The 19,463-nt window shown below is 70.3% G+C and carries 22 protein-coding genes; 3 read left to right on the forward strand and 19 right to left on the reverse strand.

What is annotated here, in order from left to right; genetic code table 11:
- Positions 1-8 precede the first annotated feature (8 nt).
- From nuoK to R4Z62_RS13795, 11 genes are read right to left on the reverse strand one after another with little or no spacing between them, the layout of a single operon-like run.
- Complete coding sequence (gene nuoK, locus R4Z62_RS13745; RefSeq protein ID WP_018568277.1) at positions 9-308, reverse strand: NADH-quinone oxidoreductase subunit NuoK; 300 nt, start codon at positions 306-308, stop codon at positions 9-11.
- On the reverse strand, positions 305-1,147 hold the full coding sequence (locus R4Z62_RS13750; RefSeq protein ID WP_018568276.1) for an NADH-quinone oxidoreductase subunit J: 843 nt from the start codon (positions 1,145-1,147) through the stop codon (positions 305-307). The genes nuoK and R4Z62_RS13750 overlap by 4 nt, the downstream gene beginning before the upstream one ends.
- Positions 1,144-1,746 carry an NADH-quinone oxidoreductase subunit NuoI gene (gene nuoI, locus R4Z62_RS13755; RefSeq protein ID WP_064534533.1) on the reverse strand — a complete coding sequence of 201 codons (603 nt, stop codon included), beginning with the start codon at positions 1,744-1,746 and terminating at the stop codon, positions 1,144-1,146. Before nuoI ends, R4Z62_RS13750 begins: the two co-directional genes overlap by 4 nt.
- Positions 1,739-3,112, reverse strand: coding sequence for an NADH-quinone oxidoreductase subunit NuoH (nuoH, locus tag R4Z62_RS13760; protein WP_064534532.1), 1,374 nt, complete (start codon positions 3,110-3,112; stop codon positions 1,739-1,741). Before nuoH ends, nuoI begins: the two co-directional genes overlap by 8 nt.
- Positions 3,109-5,613, reverse strand: a complete 2,505-nt coding sequence (locus R4Z62_RS13765; protein ID WP_491519922.1) for an NADH-quinone oxidoreductase subunit G — start codon at positions 5,611-5,613, stop codon at positions 3,109-3,111. The genes nuoH and R4Z62_RS13765 overlap by 4 nt, the downstream gene beginning before the upstream one ends.
- A complete protein-coding gene (gene nuoF / locus R4Z62_RS13770; RefSeq protein WP_491519923.1) occupies positions 5,610-6,986 on the reverse strand; it encodes an NADH-quinone oxidoreductase subunit NuoF in 1,377 nt (458 codons plus the stop codon). Before nuoF ends, R4Z62_RS13765 begins: the two co-directional genes overlap by 4 nt.
- A complete protein-coding gene (gene nuoE, locus R4Z62_RS13775) occupies positions 6,986-7,855 on the reverse strand; it encodes an NADH-quinone oxidoreductase subunit NuoE (protein ID WP_037887624.1) in 870 nt (289 codons plus the stop codon). The genes nuoF and nuoE overlap by 1 nt, the downstream gene beginning before the upstream one ends.
- Positions 7,852-9,174, reverse strand: coding sequence for an NADH-quinone oxidoreductase subunit D (locus R4Z62_RS13780; protein ID WP_064534529.1), 1,323 nt, complete (start codon positions 9,172-9,174; stop codon positions 7,852-7,854). The genes nuoE and R4Z62_RS13780 overlap by 4 nt, the downstream gene beginning before the upstream one ends.
- Positions 9,171-9,896, reverse strand: coding sequence for an NADH-quinone oxidoreductase subunit C (locus R4Z62_RS13785; RefSeq protein WP_018568269.1), 726 nt, complete (start codon positions 9,894-9,896; stop codon positions 9,171-9,173). The genes R4Z62_RS13780 and R4Z62_RS13785 overlap by 4 nt, the downstream gene beginning before the upstream one ends.
- Positions 9,893-10,447 carry a NuoB/complex I 20 kDa subunit family protein gene (locus tag R4Z62_RS13790; protein WP_037887621.1) on the reverse strand — a complete coding sequence of 185 codons (555 nt, stop codon included), beginning with the start codon at positions 10,445-10,447 and terminating at the stop codon, positions 9,893-9,895. Before R4Z62_RS13790 ends, R4Z62_RS13785 begins: the two co-directional genes overlap by 4 nt.
- 15 nt (positions 10,448-10,462) lie before the next feature.
- Complete coding sequence (locus R4Z62_RS13795) at positions 10,463-10,822, reverse strand: NADH-quinone oxidoreductase subunit A (RefSeq protein WP_007383963.1); 360 nt, start codon at positions 10,820-10,822, stop codon at positions 10,463-10,465.
- A 785-nt stretch (positions 10,823-11,607) separates the two neighbouring features.
- Here R4Z62_RS13795 and R4Z62_RS13800 point away from each other — a divergent pair.
- Positions 11,608-12,468 (forward strand): C40 family peptidase, encoded by an 861-nt coding sequence (locus R4Z62_RS13800; RefSeq protein WP_079159033.1) that lies wholly within the window; start codon positions 11,608-11,610, stop codon positions 12,466-12,468.
- Positions 12,469-12,670: 202 nt separating this feature from the next.
- On the opposite strand, the gene R4Z62_RS13805 is transcribed toward R4Z62_RS13800, so the two are convergent.
- Positions 12,671-13,975 carry a geranylgeranyl reductase family protein gene (locus R4Z62_RS13805; protein ID WP_064534528.1) on the reverse strand — a complete coding sequence of 435 codons (1,305 nt, stop codon included), beginning with the start codon at positions 13,973-13,975 and terminating at the stop codon, positions 12,671-12,673.
- A 98-nt stretch (positions 13,976-14,073) separates the two neighbouring features.
- Between R4Z62_RS13805 and R4Z62_RS13810 the strand changes: the two genes are divergently transcribed.
- Together R4Z62_RS13810 and R4Z62_RS13815 are read left to right on the forward strand one after the other, a co-directional pair.
- Entirely contained in the window at positions 14,074-14,610 is a 537-nt protein-coding gene (locus tag R4Z62_RS13810; protein WP_064534527.1) for a GNAT family N-acetyltransferase, read from the forward strand.
- A 137-nt stretch (positions 14,611-14,747) separates the two neighbouring features.
- Complete coding sequence (locus R4Z62_RS13815) at positions 14,748-15,080, forward strand: PASTA domain-containing protein (protein ID WP_491521870.1); 333 nt, start codon at positions 14,748-14,750, stop codon at positions 15,078-15,080.
- On the opposite strand, the gene R4Z62_RS13820 is transcribed toward R4Z62_RS13815, so the two are convergent.
- The 7 genes from R4Z62_RS13820 to mqnC all read right to left on the reverse strand — a co-directional run bounded on the left by R4Z62_RS13820 (position 15,070) and on the right by mqnC (position 19,436).
- The gene (locus R4Z62_RS13820; RefSeq protein ID WP_382843227.1) at positions 15,070-15,762 is read right to left on the reverse strand and encodes a demethylmenaquinone methyltransferase; all 693 of its coding nucleotides are present in this window, start codon (positions 15,760-15,762) and stop codon (positions 15,070-15,072) included. The genes R4Z62_RS13815 and R4Z62_RS13820 overlap by 11 nt on opposite strands.
- 31 nt (positions 15,763-15,793) lie before the next feature.
- A complete protein-coding gene (locus R4Z62_RS13825; RefSeq protein ID WP_064534525.1) occupies positions 15,794-16,141 on the reverse strand; it encodes a DUF397 domain-containing protein in 348 nt (115 codons plus the stop codon).
- A gap of 37 nt (positions 16,142-16,178) precedes the next feature.
- Positions 16,179-16,526 carry a DUF397 domain-containing protein gene (locus R4Z62_RS13830; RefSeq protein ID WP_079159032.1) on the reverse strand — a complete coding sequence of 116 codons (348 nt, stop codon included), beginning with the start codon at positions 16,524-16,526 and terminating at the stop codon, positions 16,179-16,181.
- Between the two features lie 37 nt (positions 16,527-16,563).
- Complete coding sequence (locus tag R4Z62_RS13835) at positions 16,564-16,839, reverse strand: DUF397 domain-containing protein (RefSeq protein ID WP_064534524.1); 276 nt, start codon at positions 16,837-16,839, stop codon at positions 16,564-16,566.
- On the reverse strand, positions 16,799-17,647 hold the full coding sequence (locus tag R4Z62_RS13840; RefSeq protein ID WP_064534523.1) for a helix-turn-helix domain-containing protein: 849 nt from the start codon (positions 17,645-17,647) through the stop codon (positions 16,799-16,801). The genes R4Z62_RS13835 and R4Z62_RS13840 overlap by 41 nt, the downstream gene beginning before the upstream one ends.
- A gap of 80 nt (positions 17,648-17,727) precedes the next feature.
- Positions 17,728-18,237 (reverse strand): imidazolonepropionase-like domain-containing protein, encoded by a 510-nt coding sequence (locus tag R4Z62_RS13845; protein ID WP_491519924.1) that lies wholly within the window; start codon positions 18,235-18,237, stop codon positions 17,728-17,730.
- Positions 18,237-19,436, reverse strand: a complete 1,200-nt coding sequence (mqnC, locus tag R4Z62_RS13850) for a cyclic dehypoxanthinyl futalosine synthase (protein ID WP_491519925.1) — start codon at positions 19,434-19,436, stop codon at positions 18,237-18,239. Before mqnC ends, R4Z62_RS13845 begins: the two co-directional genes overlap by 1 nt.
- Positions 19,437-19,463: the final 27 nt, after the last annotated feature.

The raw sequence follows: 19,463 nt of genomic DNA on the forward strand, positions 1-19,463 counted from the left end.
CCGACCCCTTACAGCTTCATCAGGCTGGCGTCGTCGACCGAGGCCGAGTGGCGGGAACGGAACAGCGACACGATGATCGCGAGTCCGACCACGACCTCCGCCGCGGCGACGACCATCGTGAAGAAGGCGATGATCTGGCCGTCGAGGTTGCCGTGCATCCGGGAGAAGACGACGAACGCGAGGTTGCAGGCGTTCAGCATCAGCTCGACGCACATGAAGACCACGATGGCGTTGCGGCGGATGAGGACGCCGGTGGCACCGATCGTGAACAGCAGGGCGGCGAGGTACAGGTAGTTGACGGGATTCACTTCGACGCCTCCTCGGGCCGCTTGAAGGCCGCCGAGCCGGTCTCGGTGCGCTCAAGGCGCTCCTCGGCCCGCTGCTCCAGTGCCTTGAGGTCGCCCAGCGCCTCGGCCGAGACGTCCCGGATCTGGCCGCGCTCGCGCAGGGTCTTGCTGACCGTCAGCTCGGAGGGGGTGCCGTCGGGCAGCAGGCCCGCGATGTCCACGGCGTTGTGCCGGGCGTAGACGCCGGGGGCGGGCAGCGGCGGTACGTGCCTGCCCTCGCGCACGCGCTGCTCGGACAGCTCGCGCTGGGTCCTGGCCCGCTCGGTGCGCTCGCGGTGGGTGAGCACCATGGCGCCGATGGTGGCGGTGATGAGCAGGGCGCCGGTGAGCTCGAACGCGAACACGTACCGGGTGAAGATCAGGGAGGCCAGGCCCTCCACATTGCCGCCGGCGTTGGCCTTGCCCGCGCCCGCGAAGTCCTTCAGGGAGGCGTTGGCGATCCCGGCGAACAGCAGGATGCCGAAGCCGAGGCCGCACAGCAGGGCCAGCCAGCGCTGGCCCTTGATGGTCTCCTTCAGGGAGTCGGCGGCGGTCACGCCGACGAGCATCACCACGAACAGGAACAGCATCATGATCGCGCCGGTGTAGACGACGATCTGCACGATCCCGAGGAAGTAGGCGCCGTTGGCCAGGTAGAACACGGCCAGGACGATCATGGTGCCGGCCAGGCACAGGGCGCTGTGCACGGCCTTCCTCATGAAGACGGTGCACAGCGCGCCGATCACCGCGACGGTGCCGAGGACCCAGAACTGGAACGCCTCGCCGGTGGAGGTGGTGTAGGCGGCGAGCTCGGGGCTCATGCGTCCACCTCCTCGTCCGCGATCCGCTCGCCCTTGGAGACGGCCGGCTGGCGCACCGTGCCGGGCGCGGCCTCCGTCACCAGGCCCCGGTAGTAGTCCTGTTCGTCGGTGCCGGGGTAGATGGCGTGCGGGGTGTCCACCATGCCCTCGTCGAGACCGGCGAGCAGCTGCTCCTTGGTGTAGATGAGGTCGGCGCGGCTGGAGTCGGCCAGTTCGAACTCGTTGGTCATCGTCAGCGCGCGGGTGGGGCACGCCTCGATGCACAGCCCGCACAGGATGCAGCGGGCGTAGTTGATCTGGTAGACGCGGCCGTAGCGCTCGCCCGGGGAGTAGCGCTCCTCGTCGGTGTTGTCGGCGCCCTCCACGTAGATGGCGTCGGCGGGGCAGGCCCAGGCGCACAGCTCGCAGCCGACGCACTTCTCCAGGCCGTCCGGATGGCGGTTGAGCTGGTGCCGTCCGTGGAAGCGCGGAGCGGTGGTCTTCTTCTGCTCCGGGTACTGCTCGGTCAGCCGCTTCTTGAACATGGCCTTGAAGGTCACGCCGAAGCCGGCCACGGGGTTCTGGAAACCGGGGTCGGTCCCCTTGGGCTCCTCAGCCATCGGACGCCTCCTTTCCATCCAGAGATCCGTCACTGACAGTGTCGGTGCCACCACTGACAATCAGCTCGCGCTCACGGCGCGGGCGGCGGCGCGGCACGGGCGGCAGCTCCTGGCCGGGCAGCGGCGGCACCGGGAAGCCGCCCGCCATCGGGTCGAACCCGGGCGGCTGCGCGGCGCTCCCCTCCGCCGCCCTGCCCTTCTCGCCCTTCTCGCGGAACAGGTCGGCGACGAAGGACAGCACCAGCAGGGCCAGGACGCCGCCGCCGACGTAGAGGGCGATGTCGGCGAAGTCGTAGTGCTCGTTCCTGAGGGTCCGTACGGTCGCGACGAGCATCAGCCAGACCACGGAGACCGGGATGAGGACCTTCCAGCCGAGCTTCATCAGCTGGTCGTAGCGCACGCGCGGGAGCGTGCCGCGCAGCCAGATGAAGAAGAACAGCAGCAGCTGCACCTTGATCACGAACCAGAGCAGCGGCCACCAGCCGTGGTTGGCGCCCTCCCAGAAGGTGCTGATCGGCCACGGGGCCCGCCAGCCGCCCAGGAACAGCGTCGTCGCCACGGCCGAGACCGTCACCATGTTCACGTACTCGGCGAGCATGAACATCGCGAACTTGATCGAGGAGTACTCGGTGTTGAAGCCGCCGACCAGGTCGCCCTCGGACTCCGGCATGTCGAACGGGGCGCGGTTGGTCTCCCCGACCATGGTGACGATGTAGAGGATGAAGGAGACCGGCAGCAGCAGGATGTACCAGCGGTCGTGCTGCTGTTCCACGATGGCCGAGGTGGACATCGACCCCGAGTACAGGAACACCGAGGCGAACGCGGCGCCCATGGCGATCTCGTAGGAGATCATCTGCGCGCAGGAGCGCAGACCGCCCAGCAGCGGGTAGGTGGAGCCGGAGCTCCAGCCCGCCAGGACGATGCCGTAGATGCCGACCGAGGCGACCGCCAGGATGAACAGCATGGCGATCGGCAGGTCGGTCAGCTGCATCGCGGTGCGGTGGCCGAAGACCGACACCTCGTTGCCCGCGGGCCCGAAGGGGATCACGGCGATCGCCATGAAGGCGGGGATGGCGGCGACGACCGGCGCGAGGATGTAGACGACCTTGTCGGCGCGTTTGACGACGACGTCTTCCTTGAGCATCAACTTGATGCCGTCGGCCAGCGACTGGAGCATGCCCCAGGGGCCGTGCCGGTTGGGGCCGATGCGCAACTGCATCCAGGCGACGACCTTGCGCTCCCACACGATGGAGAACAGCACGGTCACCATCAGGAAGGCGAAGCAGAACACCGCCTTGACGACGACCAGCCACCACGGGTCGGTGCCGAACATCGACAGGTTCTCTGCGGCGAGGGACGGGTTCACGCCTCCACCTCCTCAAGGGCCCCGGCCGCGCGGGGCGCCGGGCCGATACGGACGAGGGAGCCGGGCTGCGCCCCGGTGTCGGCGGCGACGCCGGCCCCGGCGGAGTTCAGCGGGAGCCACACCACCCGGTCGGGCATCTCGGTGACCTCCAGCGGGAACGCGGTCGTGCCGGCCGGGCCGGTCACGGCGAGCAGTTCGCCGGCCGCGACGCCCGCCTCGGCGGCCGTGGCGGCCGACACGCGCGCGCGTGCGGCGTGCCGGGTCCCGGCGAGCGCGTCGTCGCCCTCCTGGAGGAGGCCCTGGTCGAGCAGGAGCCGGTGCCCGGCGAGCACGGCCTCCCCGGCGGCGGGCCGCGGCAGTACGCCGCCGCTCTCGCGGGGATCGGCGGCGCGCGGGCCGCTCCAGGCGCCCAGCCGGTCCAGCTCGGCGTGCGCGGTGCGCAGGTCCGGCAGGCCCAGGTGGACGTCCATGGCGTCGGCCAGCATCTGGAGCACCCGCAGATCGGTCGGGGCGAGCCGGCGGGTCATCTGCTCGGGCTTGAGCGCGGCCTCGAAGAAGCGCACCCGGCCCTCCCAGTTGAGGAAGCTGCCCGCCTTCTCGGCGACGGCCGCGACCGGCAGGACCACGTCGGCGTGCTCGGTGACCTCGCCGGGCCGCAGCTCCAGCGAGACCAGGAACCCGGCCTCGGCCAGGGCGGCACGCGCGCGTGCCGGGTCGGGCAGGTCGGCGACCTCCACCCCGGCGACCAGCAGCGCCTGGAGTTCGCCGTCCGCGGCGGCGGCCAGGATCTGGCCGGTGTCGCGGCCGTAGCGGTGCGGGAGGGCGGCGACGCCCCACAGGGCGGCGACCTCGTCCCGCGCGCGCGGGTCGGTGGCCGGGCGGCCGCCCGGCAGCAGCGACGGCAGCGCGCCCGCCTCGATCGCGCCGCGCTCCCCGGCCCGGCGCGGGATCCACACCAGGCGGGCGCCGGTCGCGGTGGCGGCCCGGACGGCGGCGGTGAGGCCGCCCGCGACGGCGGCGAGCCGTTCGCCGACGACGATGACCGCGCCCTCGGCGCGCAGCGCCTCGGCGGCCCGGCTGCCGTCGCCCTCCAGGCCGACGCCGCCCGCCAACGCGTCCAGCCACTCGGTCTCGGTGCCGGGCGCGGCCGGCAGCAGGGTGCCGCCCGCCTTCTCCAGACCGCGGGTGGCGTGCGTGGCCAGCGAGAACACCCGCTGCCCGTGCCTACGCCACGCCTTGCGCAGTCGCAGGAAGACGCCCGGCGCCTCCTCCTCGGACTCGAACCCGGCCAGCAGCACGGCCGGTGCCTGCTCCAGGGCGGTGTACGTGACGCCGGTGCCGTCGACGTCCCGGCCGTGCCCGGCGACGCGGGCGGCCAGGAAGTCGGCCTCCTCGCCGCTGTGCACGCGCGCGCGGAAGTCGATGTCGTTGGTGTCCAGCGCCACCCGCGCGAACTTGCTGTACGCGTAGGCGTCCTCGACGGTGAGCCGGCCGCCGGTGAGGACACCGGTGCGGCCGCGCGAGGCGAGCAGCCCCTGGGCGGCGATCTCCAGGGCCTCCGGCCAGGACGCGGCGACCAGGTCGCCCTCGGGGTTGCGCACCAGCGGGGTGGTCAGCCGGTCCTTGAGCTGCGCGTAGCGGAACCCGAAGCGGCCCTTGTCGCAGATCCACTCCTCGTTGACCTCGGGGTCGTTCGCGGCGAGCCGCCGCATGACCTTGCCCCGCCGGTGGTCGGTGCGGGTGGCGCAGCCGCCCGCGCAGTGCTCGCACACCGAGTGCGAGGAGACCAGGTCGAAGGGGCGCGAGCGGAAGCGGTACGCGGCCGAGGTGAGCGCGCCGACCGGGCAGATCTGGATGGTGTTGCCGGAGAAGTACGACTCGAACGGGTCGCCCTCGCCGGTGCCGACCTGCTGGAGCGCGCCGCGCTCGATCAGTTCGATCATCGGGTCGCCGGCGACCTGGTTGGAGAAGCGGGTGCAGCGGGCGCACAGCACGCACCGCTCGCGGTCCAGCAGCACCTGCGCGGAGATCGGCACCGGCTTCTCGTACGTCCGCTTCTTCCCCTCGAAGCGGGAGTCGGCGTTGCCGTGCGACATGGCCTGGTTCTGCAGCGGGCACTCGCCGCCCTTGTCGCAGACCGGGCAGTCCAGCGGGTGGTTGATGAGCAGCAACTCCATCACACCGTGCTGGGCCTTCTCGGCGACCGGCGAGGTCAGCTGGGTCTTGACCACCATGCCGTCGGTGCAGGTGATGGTGCAGGACGCCATGGGCTTGCGCTGGCCCTCGACCTCGACGATGCACTGGCGGCAGGCGCCGGCCGGGTCGAGCAGCGGGTGGTCGCAGAACCGGGGGATCTCGATGCCGAGCTGTTCGGCGGCCCGGATGACCAGGGTGCCCTTGGGCACGCTGATCTCGACGCCGTCGATCGTCAGCGTCACGAGGTCGTCCGGCGGGGGTGCCGCCGCGCCGCCCGAGGAGGGGGCGTTGGTGGTCACGGTCATGCGAGCACCTCCGTGTGCTGGTCCGCCCAGACCGTCGACCGGGCGGGGTCGAAGGGGCAGCCGCGGCCCGTGATGTGCTCCTCGTACTCCGCGCGGAAGTACTTCAGGGAGGAGAAGATGGGGGAGGCCGCGCCGTCGCCGAGGGCGCAGAAGGACTTGCCGTTGATGTTGTCGGCGATGTCGTTCAGCTTGTCGAGGTCGGCCATGACGCCCTTGCCGGCCTCGATGTCCCGCAGCAGCTGCACGAGCCAGTACGTGCCCTCGCGGCAGGGTGTGCACTTGCCGCAGGACTCGTGGGCGTAGAACTCGGTCCACCGGGTGACGGCCCGCACCACGCAGGTCGTCTCGTCGAAGCACTGGAGCGCCTTGGTGCCGAGCATGGACCCGGCGGCGCCGACGCCCTCGTAGTCGAGGGGGACGTCGAGGTGTTCCTCGGTGAACATGGGGGTGGAGGAGCCGCCCGGGGTCCAGAACTTCAGCCGGTGCCCGGGGCGCATCCCGCCGCTCATGTCCAGGAGCTGGCGCAGGGTGATGCCGAGCGGTGCCTCGTACTGGCCGGGGCTCGCGACATGGCCGCTGAGCGAGTAGAGCGTGAAGCCCGGGGACTTCTCGCTGCCCATCGACCGGAACCACTCCTTGCCCTGGTTCATGATGGCGGGAACCGAGGCGATGGATTCGACGTTGTTCACGACAGTGGGGCACGCGTACAGGCCCGCGACGGCCGGGAAGGGGGGACGCAGCCGCGGCTGTCCGCGGCGGCCTTCGAGCGAGTCCAGCAGCGCGGTCTCCTCGCCGCAGATGTACGCGCCCGCGCCCGCGTGCACGGTGATGTCGAGGTCGAGTCCGCTGCCCAGGACGTCCGTCCCGAGGTAGCCGGCCGCGTACGCCTCGCGCACGGCGGAGTGCAGCCGCCGCAGCACGGGGACGACCTCGCCGCGCAGATAGATGAAGGCGTGCGACGACCTGATGGCGTGGCAGGCGATGACGATGCCCTCGATCAGGCTGTGCGGGTTGGCGTACAGGAGCGGGATGTCCTTGCAGGTGCCCGGCTCCGACTCGTCGGCGTTGACGACGAGGTAGTGCGGTTTGCCGTCGCCCTGCGGGATGAACTGCCATTTCATCCCGGTCGGGAAGCCGGCGCCGCCGCGGCCGCGCAGTCCGGACTCCTTGACGTAGGCGATCACGTCGTCCGGGGACATGGCGAGCGCCTTGCGCAGTCCTTCGTAGCCCTCGTGGCGCCGGTAGACGTCCAGCGTCCAGGAGCGGTCCTCGTCCCAGAAGGCGGAGAGCACGGGGGCGAGCAGCTTCTCGGGGCTGGCGCCGCCGCCGGCCTCCGGCCGGGCCGTGCCTCCCTGCGATGTGGACACGGTCATCACTCCCCCTCCTCGGCGGCGGGTCCCGCGGGGTGCGACGGATCGGAGGCCGAGGTCTGCTGCGGTGCGTCGTGCGAGCTGAGGTGCTCGGTCGGCGACGGCTCGTGCACGGTGTCGCGCTGCGCGTCCTGCGGGCCGCCCTCGCGGGGGTGGACCACGCGCGCGGGCGCGCTCTCGCCCCGGGCCAGGCGCAGCCCGGTCAGCGAGGCGGGTCCGGCGCTGCCGCCGGCGTCGGTGGCGCCCTCGCGCTCGTCGGGGAAGCCGGCCAGGATCCGGGCGGTCTCCTTGAAGGTGCACATCGGGGCGCCGCGGGTGGGCGTGACGGGCCGGCCCGCGCGCAGGTCGTCGACCAGGCGCTTGACGCTCTCGGGCGTCTGGTTGTCGAAGAACTCCCAGTTGACCATCACGACCGGCGCGAAGTCGCAGGCCGCGTTGCACTCGATGTGCTCCAGGGTGACCTTGCCGTCGTCGGTGGTCCCGCCGTTGCCGACGCCCAGGTGCTCCTGGAGCGTCTCGAAGAGGGCGTCGCCGCCCATCACCGCGCACAGGGTGTTGGTGCAGACGCCGACCTGGTAGTCGCCGGAGGGTCCGCGCCGGTACATGGTGTAGAAGGTGGCGACCGCGGTGACCTCGGCGGTGGTCAGCCCGAGGACGTCGGCGCAGAACCGCATCCCGGTGCGCGTGACGTGGCCCTCCTCGGACTGCACGAGGTGCAGCAGCGGCAGCAGCGCGGAGCGCGAGTCGGGGTAGCGGGCGATGATCTCGCGGGCGTCGGCCTCCAGCCGGGCGCGGACGTCGTCCGGGTAGGCGGGCGCGGGCAGTTCGGGCATGCCCAGGCTGACGCCCCGCTCGGAAGAAGAGGTGGTCACCGGTCGACGCCTCCCATCACGGGGTCGATGGACGCGACGGCGACGATGACGTCGGCGACCTGGCCGCCCTCGCACATCGCCGCCATGGCCTGAAGGTTGGTGAAGGACGGGTCGCGGAAGTGGACCCGGAAGGGGCGGGTGCCGCCGTCGGAGACGACGTGCACGCCGAGCTCGCCCTTGGGCGACTCGACCGCCGCGTACGCCTGTCCGGCCGGGACTCGGAAGCCCTCGGTGACCAGCTTGAAGTGATGGATCAGGGCCTCCATGGAGGTGCCCATGATCTTCTTGATGTGGTCGAGGGAGTTGCCGAGTCCGTCCGGTCCCAGGGCGAGCTGGGCGGGCCAGGCGATCTTCTTGTCGGCGACCATGACCGGGCCGGGCTCCAGCCGGTCCAGGCACTGCTCGACGATCCTGAGCGACTGGCGCATCTCCTCCAGGCGGATCAGGAAGCGGCCGTAGGCGTCGCAGGAGTCGGCGGTCGGGACGTCGAAGTCGTACGTCTCGTAGCCGCAGTACGGCTGGGTCTTGCGCAGGTCGTGCGGCAGGCCGGTGGAGCGCAGGATGGGGCCGGTGGCGCCCAGGGCCATGCAGCCGGCCAGGTCGAGGTAGCCGACGTCCTGCATACGGGCCTTGAAGATGGGGTTCCCGGTGGCGAGCTTGTCGTACTCCGGGAGGTTCTTCCGCATCTTCTTCACGAACTCGCGGATCTGGTCCACCGCGCCGGGCGGCAGGTCCTGGGCGAGTCCGCCGGGGCGGATGTACGCGTGGTTCATCCGGAGGCCGGTGATCAGCTCGTAGATGTCGAGGATCATCTCGCGGTCGCGGAAGCCGTAGATCATGATGGTGGTGGCGCCCAGCTCCATGCCGCCGGTGGCGATGCACACCAGGTGGGAGGAGAGCCGGTTCAGCTCCATCAGGAGCACGCGGATGATCGTGGCCCGGTCGGTGATCTGGTCCTCGATGCCGAGGAGCTTCTCGACGCCGAGGCAGTAGGCGGTCTCGTTGAAGAAGGACGTCAGGTAGTCCATGCGCGTGACGAAGGTGGTGCCCTGCGTCCACGTGCGGAATTCCAGGTTCTTCTCGATGCCGGTGTGCAGGTAGCCGATGCCGCAGCGGGCCTCGGTGACCGTCTCGCCGTCGATCTCCAGGATGAGGCGCAGCACTCCGTGGGTGGAGGGGTGCTGGGGGCCCATGTTGACGACGATGCGCTCGTCGTCGGCGCGGGCCGCGGACTGGACGACCTCGTCCCAGTCGCCGCCGGTGACCGTGTAGACGGTGCCTTCCGTGGTCTCCCTCGGGGAGGCGTGCGAAGTGCTCACGAGTACGACCTCCGCTGGTCCGGAGCCGGGATCTGGGCGCCCTTGTACTCGACGGGGATGCCGCCGAGGGGGTAGTCCTTGCGCTGCGGGTGGCCCGGCCAGTCGTCCGGCATCATGATCCGCGTCAGGGCGGGGTGACCGTCGAAGACGATGCCGAAGAAGTCGTAGGTCTCGCGCTCGTGCCAGTCGTTGGTCGGGTAGACGGGCACCAGTGACGGGATGTGCCGGTCGGCGTCGGGGGCGCTGACCTCCAGCCGGATCAGCCGGTTGTGGGTGATCGAGCGCAGGTGGTAGACGGCGTGCAGCTCGCGGCCCTTGTCGTGCGGGTAGTGGACGCCGCTGACGCCGGTGCACAGCTCGAAGCGCAGCGCGGGGTCGTCGCGCAGGGTGCGGGCGACGCGGACCAGGTGCTCGCGCTCGATGTGGAAGGTCAGCTCGCCGCGGTCGACGACCGTCTTCTCGATGGCGTTGTCCGGCAGCAGGCCCTGTTCCTCCAGGGCGCCCTCCAGCTCGTCGGCGACCTCGTCGAACCAGCCGCCGTAGGGGCGGGTGGCCGGTCCGGGCAGCCGCACCGAGCGGACCAGGCCGCCGTAGCCGGAGGTGTCGCCGCCGTTGTTCGCGCCGAACATGCCGCGCTGGACGCGGATCTCCTCGCCGCCCTCGCCGCGCTGGCCGGGGAGGTTGTCGGTGCCGAGATCCTTCTCGGGGTTCACGTCGCTCATCGCAGCAGCCCCTTCATCTCGATCGTGGGCAGTGCCTTGAGCGCCGCTTCCTCCGCCTCGCGGGCCGCCTCCTCGGCGTTCACGCCGAGCTTGGTGGACTGGATCTTCTGGTGGAGCTTGAGGATCGCGTCCATCAGCATCTCGGGGCGGGGCGGGCAGCCGGGCAGATAGATGTCGACGGGGACGATGTGGTCGACGCCCTGGACGATCGCGTAGTTGTTGAACATGCCGCCCGAGGAGGCGCAGACGCCCATGGAGATCACCCACTTGGGGTTGGGCATCTGGTCGTAGACCTGCCTGAGGACCGGCGCCATCTTCTGGCTGACCCGGCCGGCCACGATCATCAGGTCCGCCTGGCGGGGCGAACCGCGGAACACCTCCATGCCGAAGCGGGCCAGGTCGTAGCGGCCGGCTCCGGTGGTCATCATCTCGATCGCGCAGCAGGCGAGGCCGAAGGTGGCCGGGAAGACGGACGACTTACGCACCCAGCCCGCGGCCTGCTCCACGGTGGTCAGCAGGAAGCCGCTCGGCAGCTTTTCTTCGAGTCCCATGTCTTATATGGCCCCTCAGTCCCATTCCAGGCCGCCGCGCCGCCATACGTACGCGTACGCGACGAAGACGGTGAGCACGAAGAGCAGCATCTCCACGAGCCCGAAAACACCCAGGGCGTCGAAGGTGACGGCCCAGGGGTAGAGGAAGACGATCTCGATGTCGAAGACGATGAAGAGCATCGCCGTCAGGTAGTACTTGATGGGGAAGCGCCCGCCGCCGGCCGGCGTGGGGGTCGGCTCGATACCGCACTCGTAGGCTTCGAGTTTGGCGCGGTTGTACCGCTTCGGACCGATCAGCGTGGCCATGACCACGGAGAAGATCGCAAAGCCTGCCCCGAGGGCTCCCAGTACGAGGATGGGCGCATACGCGTTCACCGCTCCTCGCTCCTCTCAGTCGGCACTGACTGCTGGCGGTCGCTGGGCCGCACCTGCCTCGTCCGTCCCACGAACCCCGCCCGTCCCGGCGAAGATCGGGAACATGTGAAGCAGGTCACAAGCCCAACTGGAGGGCATCCTATGCCCGACACTCTGTGATCTGCGACACGGGGTATTGCACCGGCTTTGTGATCTCCACCACCTGACGAAGGATCATGAAGCCGGATGAGGGGTGATCTTCGCACGCGAAGCACCTGAGTGATCACCACTGGTTACATTTTACCTCGTATTTGCAGGTCGGAAGGGGTCTGCACTATCAGATGAAGAGTGTCCGGCGCAAAGTGGCGACCGGCGTCAAGACCTTGATATAGGGCTGCTTTTCACACATCAGAGGGAGCCCGGAACGGGAAGTGGACACGTTCACCCGTTCACAAGCGACGCGTGGTGCCCATGGGGACACCGTGACGCGTGCGACAGATGGGGCCGACGTGGGCTCGGCGCGCGGACGCACATCGGGGCGGTGACCGTTCCGTGACCTCCGCCACACCCATGAGAGCTTCATGAGAACCGGGCTTGGCCAACGGTCGATTCCGATGGTAGGCGCGGGGCAATTCGGGCGTAACTGCGAAAGAGCATGATCACAGGCATGATCATCTGCGCCCGCTATGTCCGTTACGGCGTCAATAAAGGGCGACACGCCCGGTGTTCGCAGCACCGGTGCCGCAAATGTGGCGCACACCACGTTTCTTGAAGAGTCCGAGGACCCCCTGATACCGGTTGTCCTCATGTCCCACACCGCTCACATACGCAGCCACCGGAAGCCCCGCCGCAGCGCGTCGACCATCGCGATGCGGGCCGGAGTTGCCGGTGGCGTCCTCGGCACCCTGGCAGTCGCCGGTGCGTCCGCCTCCACGGCGAGCGCCGCCGAGCCGGTCACCCAGACCCTCGAACTGCCCACGCTCACCGCTGACCTGGCCAGCCAGGTCGCCCAGTCCGCGGACGCCACGCAGCAGGCCGCCGCGCACTACCAGCTCCTGGCCGAGCGCGACTCCGCCGCCGCGAACGCCGCGAAGCAGGCCAAGACGGACCTCGCTCGGGCCCAGAAGAAGGCCGAGGCCGCGAAGAAGAAGGCCGCCGAGGAGGCCGCCGCCCGCAAGGAGGCCGCCGAGCGCGCCGCGCGCGACAGCGTCCGTCCCACCCTCACCACCCAGTCGGGCTCCGCCGGTTCCGGCGGCAGCGACACCGGCGCCACCACGAGCACCGGCACCTCCACCGGCTCGTCCACCGCGACGGGTTCGGCCGCCGGCATCGTCTCGTTCGTGAAGTCCCAGGTCGGCAAGGCGTACGTCCCCGGCGCCACCGGCCCCTCCGCCTACGACTGCTCCGGCCTGGTGCAGACCGCCTTCAAGCAGGTCAACATCAGCCTGCCGCGTGTCTCCCAGGACCAGTCGGCGGCCGGCACCCAGGTCTCCCTGTCCAACCTCCAGCCGGGCGACATCCTGTACTGGGGCGGTCGCGGCAGCGCGTACCACGTGGCCGTGTACGTCGGCGGCGGTATGTTCGTCGGAGCGCAGAACTCGTCCACGGGCGTCGTGGAGAGGCCGCTGTCGTACGACCCGCCCACCGGGGCCGTCCGGGTGCTCTGAGGCACCGCACAGCGCCGTACGGGGTGAAGGGCCGCAGCCGCTCGGGGGCAGCGGCCCTTCCGGCGCGACCGGTTCGCCCGATTCACCCCGGATGATCACAAAGGTGCGCCCCGAATCCGGGCGCGCCCGCACACGGCTGAGGCCGGCTCAGGAATGAGCCGGCCTCGTCGTCGTTCCGGGGCCCTCGTCGGGCCCCCACGGGTCACGCCTTGGGTGCCACCCGGCTCAGGCCGTTGATGATGCGGTCCATCGCGTCGCCGCCGGTCGGGTCGGTGAGGTTGGCCAGGAGCTTGAGGGTGAACTTCATCAGCATCGGGTGGGTCAGACCGCGCTGCGCGGCGATCTGCATGACCTTCGGGTTGCCGATGAGCTTCACGAAGGCGCGGCCCAGCGTGTAGTAGCCGCCGTAGGTGTCCTTCAGGACGCGCGGGTAGCGCTGGAGGGCCAGTTCGCGCTGGGCGGGCGTGGCACGCGAGTGCGCCTGGACGACGACCTCGGCGGCCAGCGCGCCGGACTCCATCGCGTAGGCGATGCCCTCGCCGTTGAACGGGTTGACCAGGCCGCCCGCGTCGCCGACGAGCAGCAGGCCGCGCGTGTAGTGCGGCTGGCGGTTGAAGGCCATCGGCAGGGCGGCGCCGCGGATGGGGCCGGTCATGTTGTCCGGGGTGTAGCCCCAGTCCTCGGGCATGGAGGCGCACCACGCCTTCAGGATCTCCCGCCAGTCCAGCTCCTTGAAGGCGGCCGAGGTGTTGAGCACGCCGAGGCCGACGTTGGACGTGCCGTCGCCCATGCCGAAGATCCAGCCGTAGCCGGGCAGCAGGCGGTCCTGCGCGCCGCGCCGGTCCCACAGTTCGAGCCAGGACTCCAGGTAGTCGTCGTCGTGCCGGGGCGAGGTGAAGTAGGTGCGCACGGCCACGCCCATCGGGCGGTCCTCGCGGCGGTGCAGGCCCATCGCCAGGGAGAGCCGGGTGGAGTTGCCGTCGGCGGCGACCACGAGCGGCGCGTGGAAGGTGACCTCGCGCTTGTCCTCGCCCAGTTTGGCCGTCACGCCGGTGATGCGGCCGGTGCGGTCGTCCACGACCGGACCCGAGACGTTGCACCGCTCGTAGAGCCGGGCGCCCGCCTTCTGCGCCTGCCGGGCCAGCTGCTCGTCGAAGTCGTCGCGCTTGCGCACGAGTCCGTAGTCCGGGAAGGAGGCCAGGTCGGGCCAGTCGAGCTGGAGCCGGACGCCGCCGCCGATGATGCGCAGGCCCTTGTTGCGCAGCCAGCCCGCCTCCTCGGAGATGTCGATGCCCATGGCGACGAGCTGCTTGACGGCGCGCGGGGTGAGCCCGTCGCCGCAGACCTTCTCGCGCGGGAACGCCGTCTTCTCCAGCAGGAGCACGTCGAGACCGGCCTTGGCGAGGTGGTACGCGGTGGTGGAACCGGCCGGTCCCGCGCCCACGACGATGACGTCCGCGGTGTTCCCGGAGAGGGGATCGGAGAGAGACTCGGTCACGACGGTCACGGCGGGATCTCCCCAGGTTCGAAATCTGCGTGCCGACCGGCACTGGACATGGGCAGTCTATGCAGCGGCACTGATCACCCGGCTGAAGGGCCCGTCCCGTGAACCGAGCACTGCCCGTCGTACGGCTGCGTGTCCCCACCGACGAGGACGCGCACACCTGGCACCGCCTCTTCGACGACCCGGACGTCATGGAGTTCCACGGCGGCCGGTCCGCCGAGCCCTCCGTCTACGAGGAACTGACCGCCCGCCAGCGCCGCCACGACGCCGAACACGGCTTCTGCCTGTGGACGGTCCTCGACGAGTCCGGCCGTCCGGTCGGCTTCACCGGCGCCCAGCCCTGGCCGCACGCCTGGGGCCCGGCGGGCGAGGTCGAGATCGGCTGGCGCCTGGGGCGGGAGCACTGGGGCCGCGGCTACGTCACGGCGGCGGCCCGGCTGACCCTCCGGCGGCTGCGGGCGGCCGGACTGCCGGGCGTGGTCGCCATGGTCGACCGCCGCAACACCCGCTCCATAGCGGTCACCCGGCGCCTGGGCATGCACCACGCCGAGACGTTCTTCACCCCGCAGACCCGGCGCATCGGCCACTGCTACCGGCTGCCGCTGGGCTCCCAGGACCCCTCCTGTGACGCTGAGTAACCGAATATCACGGAAAGACACAAAATCCTTCCGGCCACCGTGTCCGGCGGCTACGCTGCCGGTATCGCTGGGGGGTGACGTCCGTGTACCCGACTCCCAAGTCACCACAAGTGCGCGTGCCGCGCCTGGTCGGCCTGATGGCCGTGGACGCGCACGAGACCGCGCGGGCCCGCGGCCTGCTCCTGGTCGCGCCCGACCGCCCCGACTTCCCGCGCCCCGCCGTCGACCACGTCGTACGCCAGTACCCGCAGCCCGGCGCGGAACTGCCCCGCGACGCGCGGGTGTACGTGTGGTTCGACTTCGGTGCGGGCGAAGGCGGCGGCGGGGTGCGCGAGCCGCGCGTGCCCGCACCCCCGCCGGGCGGCGCGCGCCGCGCCCTGGACGAGCCGGACGGACCGGATGGACCGGGCGGACCGTACGGACCGGACGGCTCGGGCGACCCCTGCGCCGTCGCCGGGCTCAGTCCTTGAAGCCGCGGTGCAGTGTCACGATCCCGCCGGTGAGGTTGCGCCAGGCCACCTTCGACCAGCCCGCCTCGCGCAGCCGCCCGGCCAGCGCCCTCTGGTCGGGCCAGGCCCGGATCGACTCGGCGAGATAGACGTACGCGTCCGGGCTGGACGACACCGCGCGCGCGACCGGCGGCAGCGCCCGCATCAGGTACTCGGTGTAGAGCGTCCGGAAGGGCGCCCAGGTCGGGTGCGAGAACTCGCAGATCACCACGCGTCCGCCGGGGCGGGTCACCCGGTGCATCTCGCGCAGCGCCGCGTCGAAGTCCTGGACGTTGCGCAGCCCGAAGGAGATCGTCACCGCGTCGAACGTGTCGTCCTTGAACGGCAGCCGGGTCGCGTCCCCCGCGGTGAACGGCATCCAGCTGTGCCGCTGCTTGCCCACCTGGAGCATGCCCAGCGAGAAGTCGCACGGGACGACGTACGCGCCGGCCCGGGTGAAGGGCAGCGAGGAGGTGGCCGTACCGGCGGCGAGGTCCAGGATCTTCTGCGCCGGGCGCGCGTCGACGGCCCGCGCGACCTCCTTGCGCCAGCGCCGGTCCTGTCCCAGGGACAGCACGTCGTTGGTCAGGTCGTACCGTTCCGCCACGTCGTCGAACATCGAGGCGACTTCGTGCGGCTGCTTCTCCAGGGATGCGCGGGTCACCCGGCCATTGTTGCAGCCTCCCGCACGGGACCTACAGCTCGCCCCGCGCGGCGGCCCCCACAAACCGGGAGAACACCTCCGGCGCCACGGCGAGGTGCCCTCCGGCCGGGTTCTTGCTGTCGCGCAGGGCGATGTGGGCGGTGAGGTGCGCGTATTCGACGCAGTTTCCTCCGGTGTCGCTGCTGTAGGAGGACTTACGCCAGGCGGCGCCGTTCAGGGGCGCGCACTCGACGCACTGACCGCCCGTGTTGCCGCTGTACGACGACTTGCGCCAGGTGGCACCGTTCAGGGGCGCGCACTCGACGCAGTTGCCGCCGGTGTTGCCGCTGTAGGAGGACCTACGCCACTGGATGTTCTCCGACTGCTGAGCGGGGGCCATACCGTTCCTCCATCGTCTGCTTGACCGAGTAGATCGGCTACAGCTCGCCCTGCGCCGCCGCTTCCACGAACCGAGCGAAGACTCCCGGCGCGACGGCGAAGTGCCCTCCGGCCGGGTTCTTGCTGTCGCGCAGGGCGATATTGGCGGGGAGATGCGCGTACTCGACGCAGTTTCCTCCGGTGCTGCCGCTGTACGACGACTTGACCCAGGTGGCGCCGTTCAGGGGCGCGCACTCGATGCAGTCACCGCCCGTGTTGCCGCTATAGGAGGACTTACGCCAGGCGGCAGCGCCGAGCGGGGCGCACTCGATGCACTCACCGCCGGTGCTGCCGCTGTAGGAGGACTTACGCCAGCAGATCGTCGACAGCTTCAGGTGCGGACCCATACCGTTCCTCCATCGTCTGCTTGACCAGGTAGATCGGCTACAGCTCGCCCTGCGCCGCCGCTTCCACGAACCGAGCGAAGACTCCCGGCGCGACGGCGAAGTGCCCTCCGGCCGGGTTCTTGCTGTCGCGCAGGGCGATGTGGGCGGTGAGGTGCGCGTATTCGACGCACTGACCGCCCGTGCTGCCGCTGTACGACGACTTGACCCAGGCAGCGGCGCCGAGCGGGGCGCACTCGACGCACTCGCCGCCCGTATTTCCGCTGTAGGAGGACTTACGCCACCGGATGTTCTCCGACTGCTGAGCGGGGGCCATACCGTTCCTCCATCACGCGCTTGATCAGCTTCGCTGACTCCTCCTCAGAGAGGGCAGCGGCCTGCAAGCTAGCGTAACGGCGAGCGGCGTCGCGAATGATTTCCGGGTTGGCGGTCATGTGACCGGAGATGAGGTCCTCGGTGTAGATGATCTCCGGCTCCTTCCGGAAGCGCAGTCCCACGAAGGAGCCTTCCAAACTCGCGTGCGCGCCAGCCGAGCAGGACAGCACCTGGATCTGCACCCAGGGGCGCTCGCCGTAGTCCAGCAACTGCTGTAGCTGAGCGCGCATCACCTCGGAGCTGCCCATCGGCCGCTGGAGTACAGCCTCGTCCAGGATCACTAGCGCTAGCGGTGGTTCGGCCGTGTCCAGGATTCGTTGGCGTTCAAGACGTGCGGCGACGAGTTCGTCGATCTTCGCCACATTGCCCATCTCCAGCACCGCGCGTGCATACTCAGGGGTCTGAAGCAGTCCGTCGACCAGTTGCGCCTGGAACGACGAGATGTACGTCGCCTTCGCCTCCATCTCCGCGAACGGCTGGAACCAGTTCGGCAGTTGGCTGCGCAGCACCAACCCCACCAGCCGTGAGAAGAAGCCCTCCGTGTTGAACGCGGCATCCACCCGTGCCGAGAAGTCCCGTGTCGGCACCTTCAGGGCCGTTTCGACCTGGCCTACCAGCGAGCCCGTGCAGAAGATCGACTCGCCGAGTTCGTTCAGGGTCATCTTCGCCGCCTCGCGCAGGCGGCGCAGCTCGGCGCCGTAGTAGTCCAACGGCGAAGCGCTGGGGTCCAGTTGTTTGACGTTCGCCATGCGGCATCCGCTCCTCTCGCTCCGTTGCCGAGAGTAAGCGCGCTGTCGCTGATCCGTAGGGTCAACAACCGAAATCGTATTTATGCCCGCCGGTGGACGAGACGGCCGCCCACGACGGTCGCCAGGCAGTCCCCGTCCGCCCCGAGGACGGCGAAGTCCGCACGGGCGCCCGGAGCCAGGGCCGGGGCGGCGGAGCCGACGAGGACCCCGGACCGCTGCACCGCCGTCCGTACCGGCGCCCGCGTGAACGGTCCCGCCACCGCCGTCACCCCGCGCGTCAGCATCCGCTGGAGCCCGCGCCGGGCGCTCGCGCCCCAGCGGGGGTCGGGCATGCCCTCGGGGCCCACGGGCAGCGGCTCGGTGCCCAGTTCGTCCGCCTCGCGCGGGTCGGGCCAGTACAGCGTCTCCAGGAGGCGCACCGCGTCCGGTACGTACCGGCCGGGGACCGGCGTCCCGGCCCACTCGCGGACGCGGGCCCGCTCGCCGTACGCGGCGCGCAGCTCCTCGTAGGGGCCGAGGGCCGCGATCCGGGCGCCGTCGACCGCGACGCAGCGGGAGGCGTCCGCCAGCGAGCGGTGGAGGGTGAGCATCAGTCGGCGGCGAGCAGCTTCAGCTCCGGGTGGGCGGTGCCGCCCGCGAGGGCCGTGGAGGAGATGTGGGACATCACGCGGTCGTCGACCGGATCGTTCGCCGGGTCGTCGTGCACGACCAGGTGCTCGTAGGTCGTCGCGCGCTGGGCGGGCACGCGGCCGGCCCGGCGGATCAGCTCGATGATCTCCATGCGGTTGGAGCGGTGCTTGGCACCGGCGGAGGAGACGACGTTCTCCTCCAGCATGATCGAGCCGAGGTCGTCGGCGCCGTAGTGCAGGGTGAGCTGGCCGACGTCCTTGCCGGTGGTCAGCCAGGAGCCCTGGATGTGCATGACGTTGTCGAGGAACAGCCGAGCGATGGCGATCATCCGCAGGTACTCGAAGAGCGTGGCCTGCGTACGGCCCTTCAGGTGGTTGTTCTCGGGCTGGTAGGTGTACGGGATGAAGGCGCGGAAGCCGCCGGTGCGGTCCTGCACGTCCCGGATCATCCGCAGGTGCTCGATGCGCTCGGCGTTGGTCTCGCCGGTGCCCATCAGCATGGTGGAGGTGGACTCCACGCCCAGGCGGTGCGCGGTCTCCATGATCTCCAGCCAGCGCTCGCCGGACTCCTTGAGCGGTGCGATGGCCTTGCGGGGGCGCTCGGGGAGCAGTTCGGCGCCGGCGCCCGCGAAGGAGTCGAGACCGGCCGCGTGGATGCGGGTGATCGCCTCCTCCACGGAGACCTTGCTGATGCGGGCCATGTGCTCGACCTCGCTCGCCCCCAGGCTGTGGATGACGAGCTGCGGGAACTCCCGCTTGATGGCCGCGAAGGGCTTCTCGTAGTACTCGACGCCGTAGTCCGGGTGGTGGCCGCCCTGGAACATGATCTGCGTGCCGCCCAGCTCGACGGTCTCCGCGCAGCGGCGCAGGATGTCGTCGAGGTCGCGGGTCCAGCCCTTGGCGGTGTCCTTGGGGGCCGCGTAGAAGGCGCAGAACTTGCACGCCGTGACGCACACGTTCGTGTAGTTGATGTTCCGCTCGATGATGTACGTCGCGATGTGCTCCGTACCGGCGTACTTGCGGCGGCGCACGGCGTCGGCGGCGGAGCCCAGCGCGTGCAGCGGCGCGTCCCGGTAGAGGGAGAGCGCTTCCTCCGGGGTGATCCGTCCGCCCGCGGCGGCACGGTCGAGGACGGACTGAAGGTCGGCCTTCTCGGTCACCGGCGTCCCTTTCGCAGAGGAGCTGAG

It is taken from the genome of Streptomyces sp. PL-25, assembly GCF_058344915.1.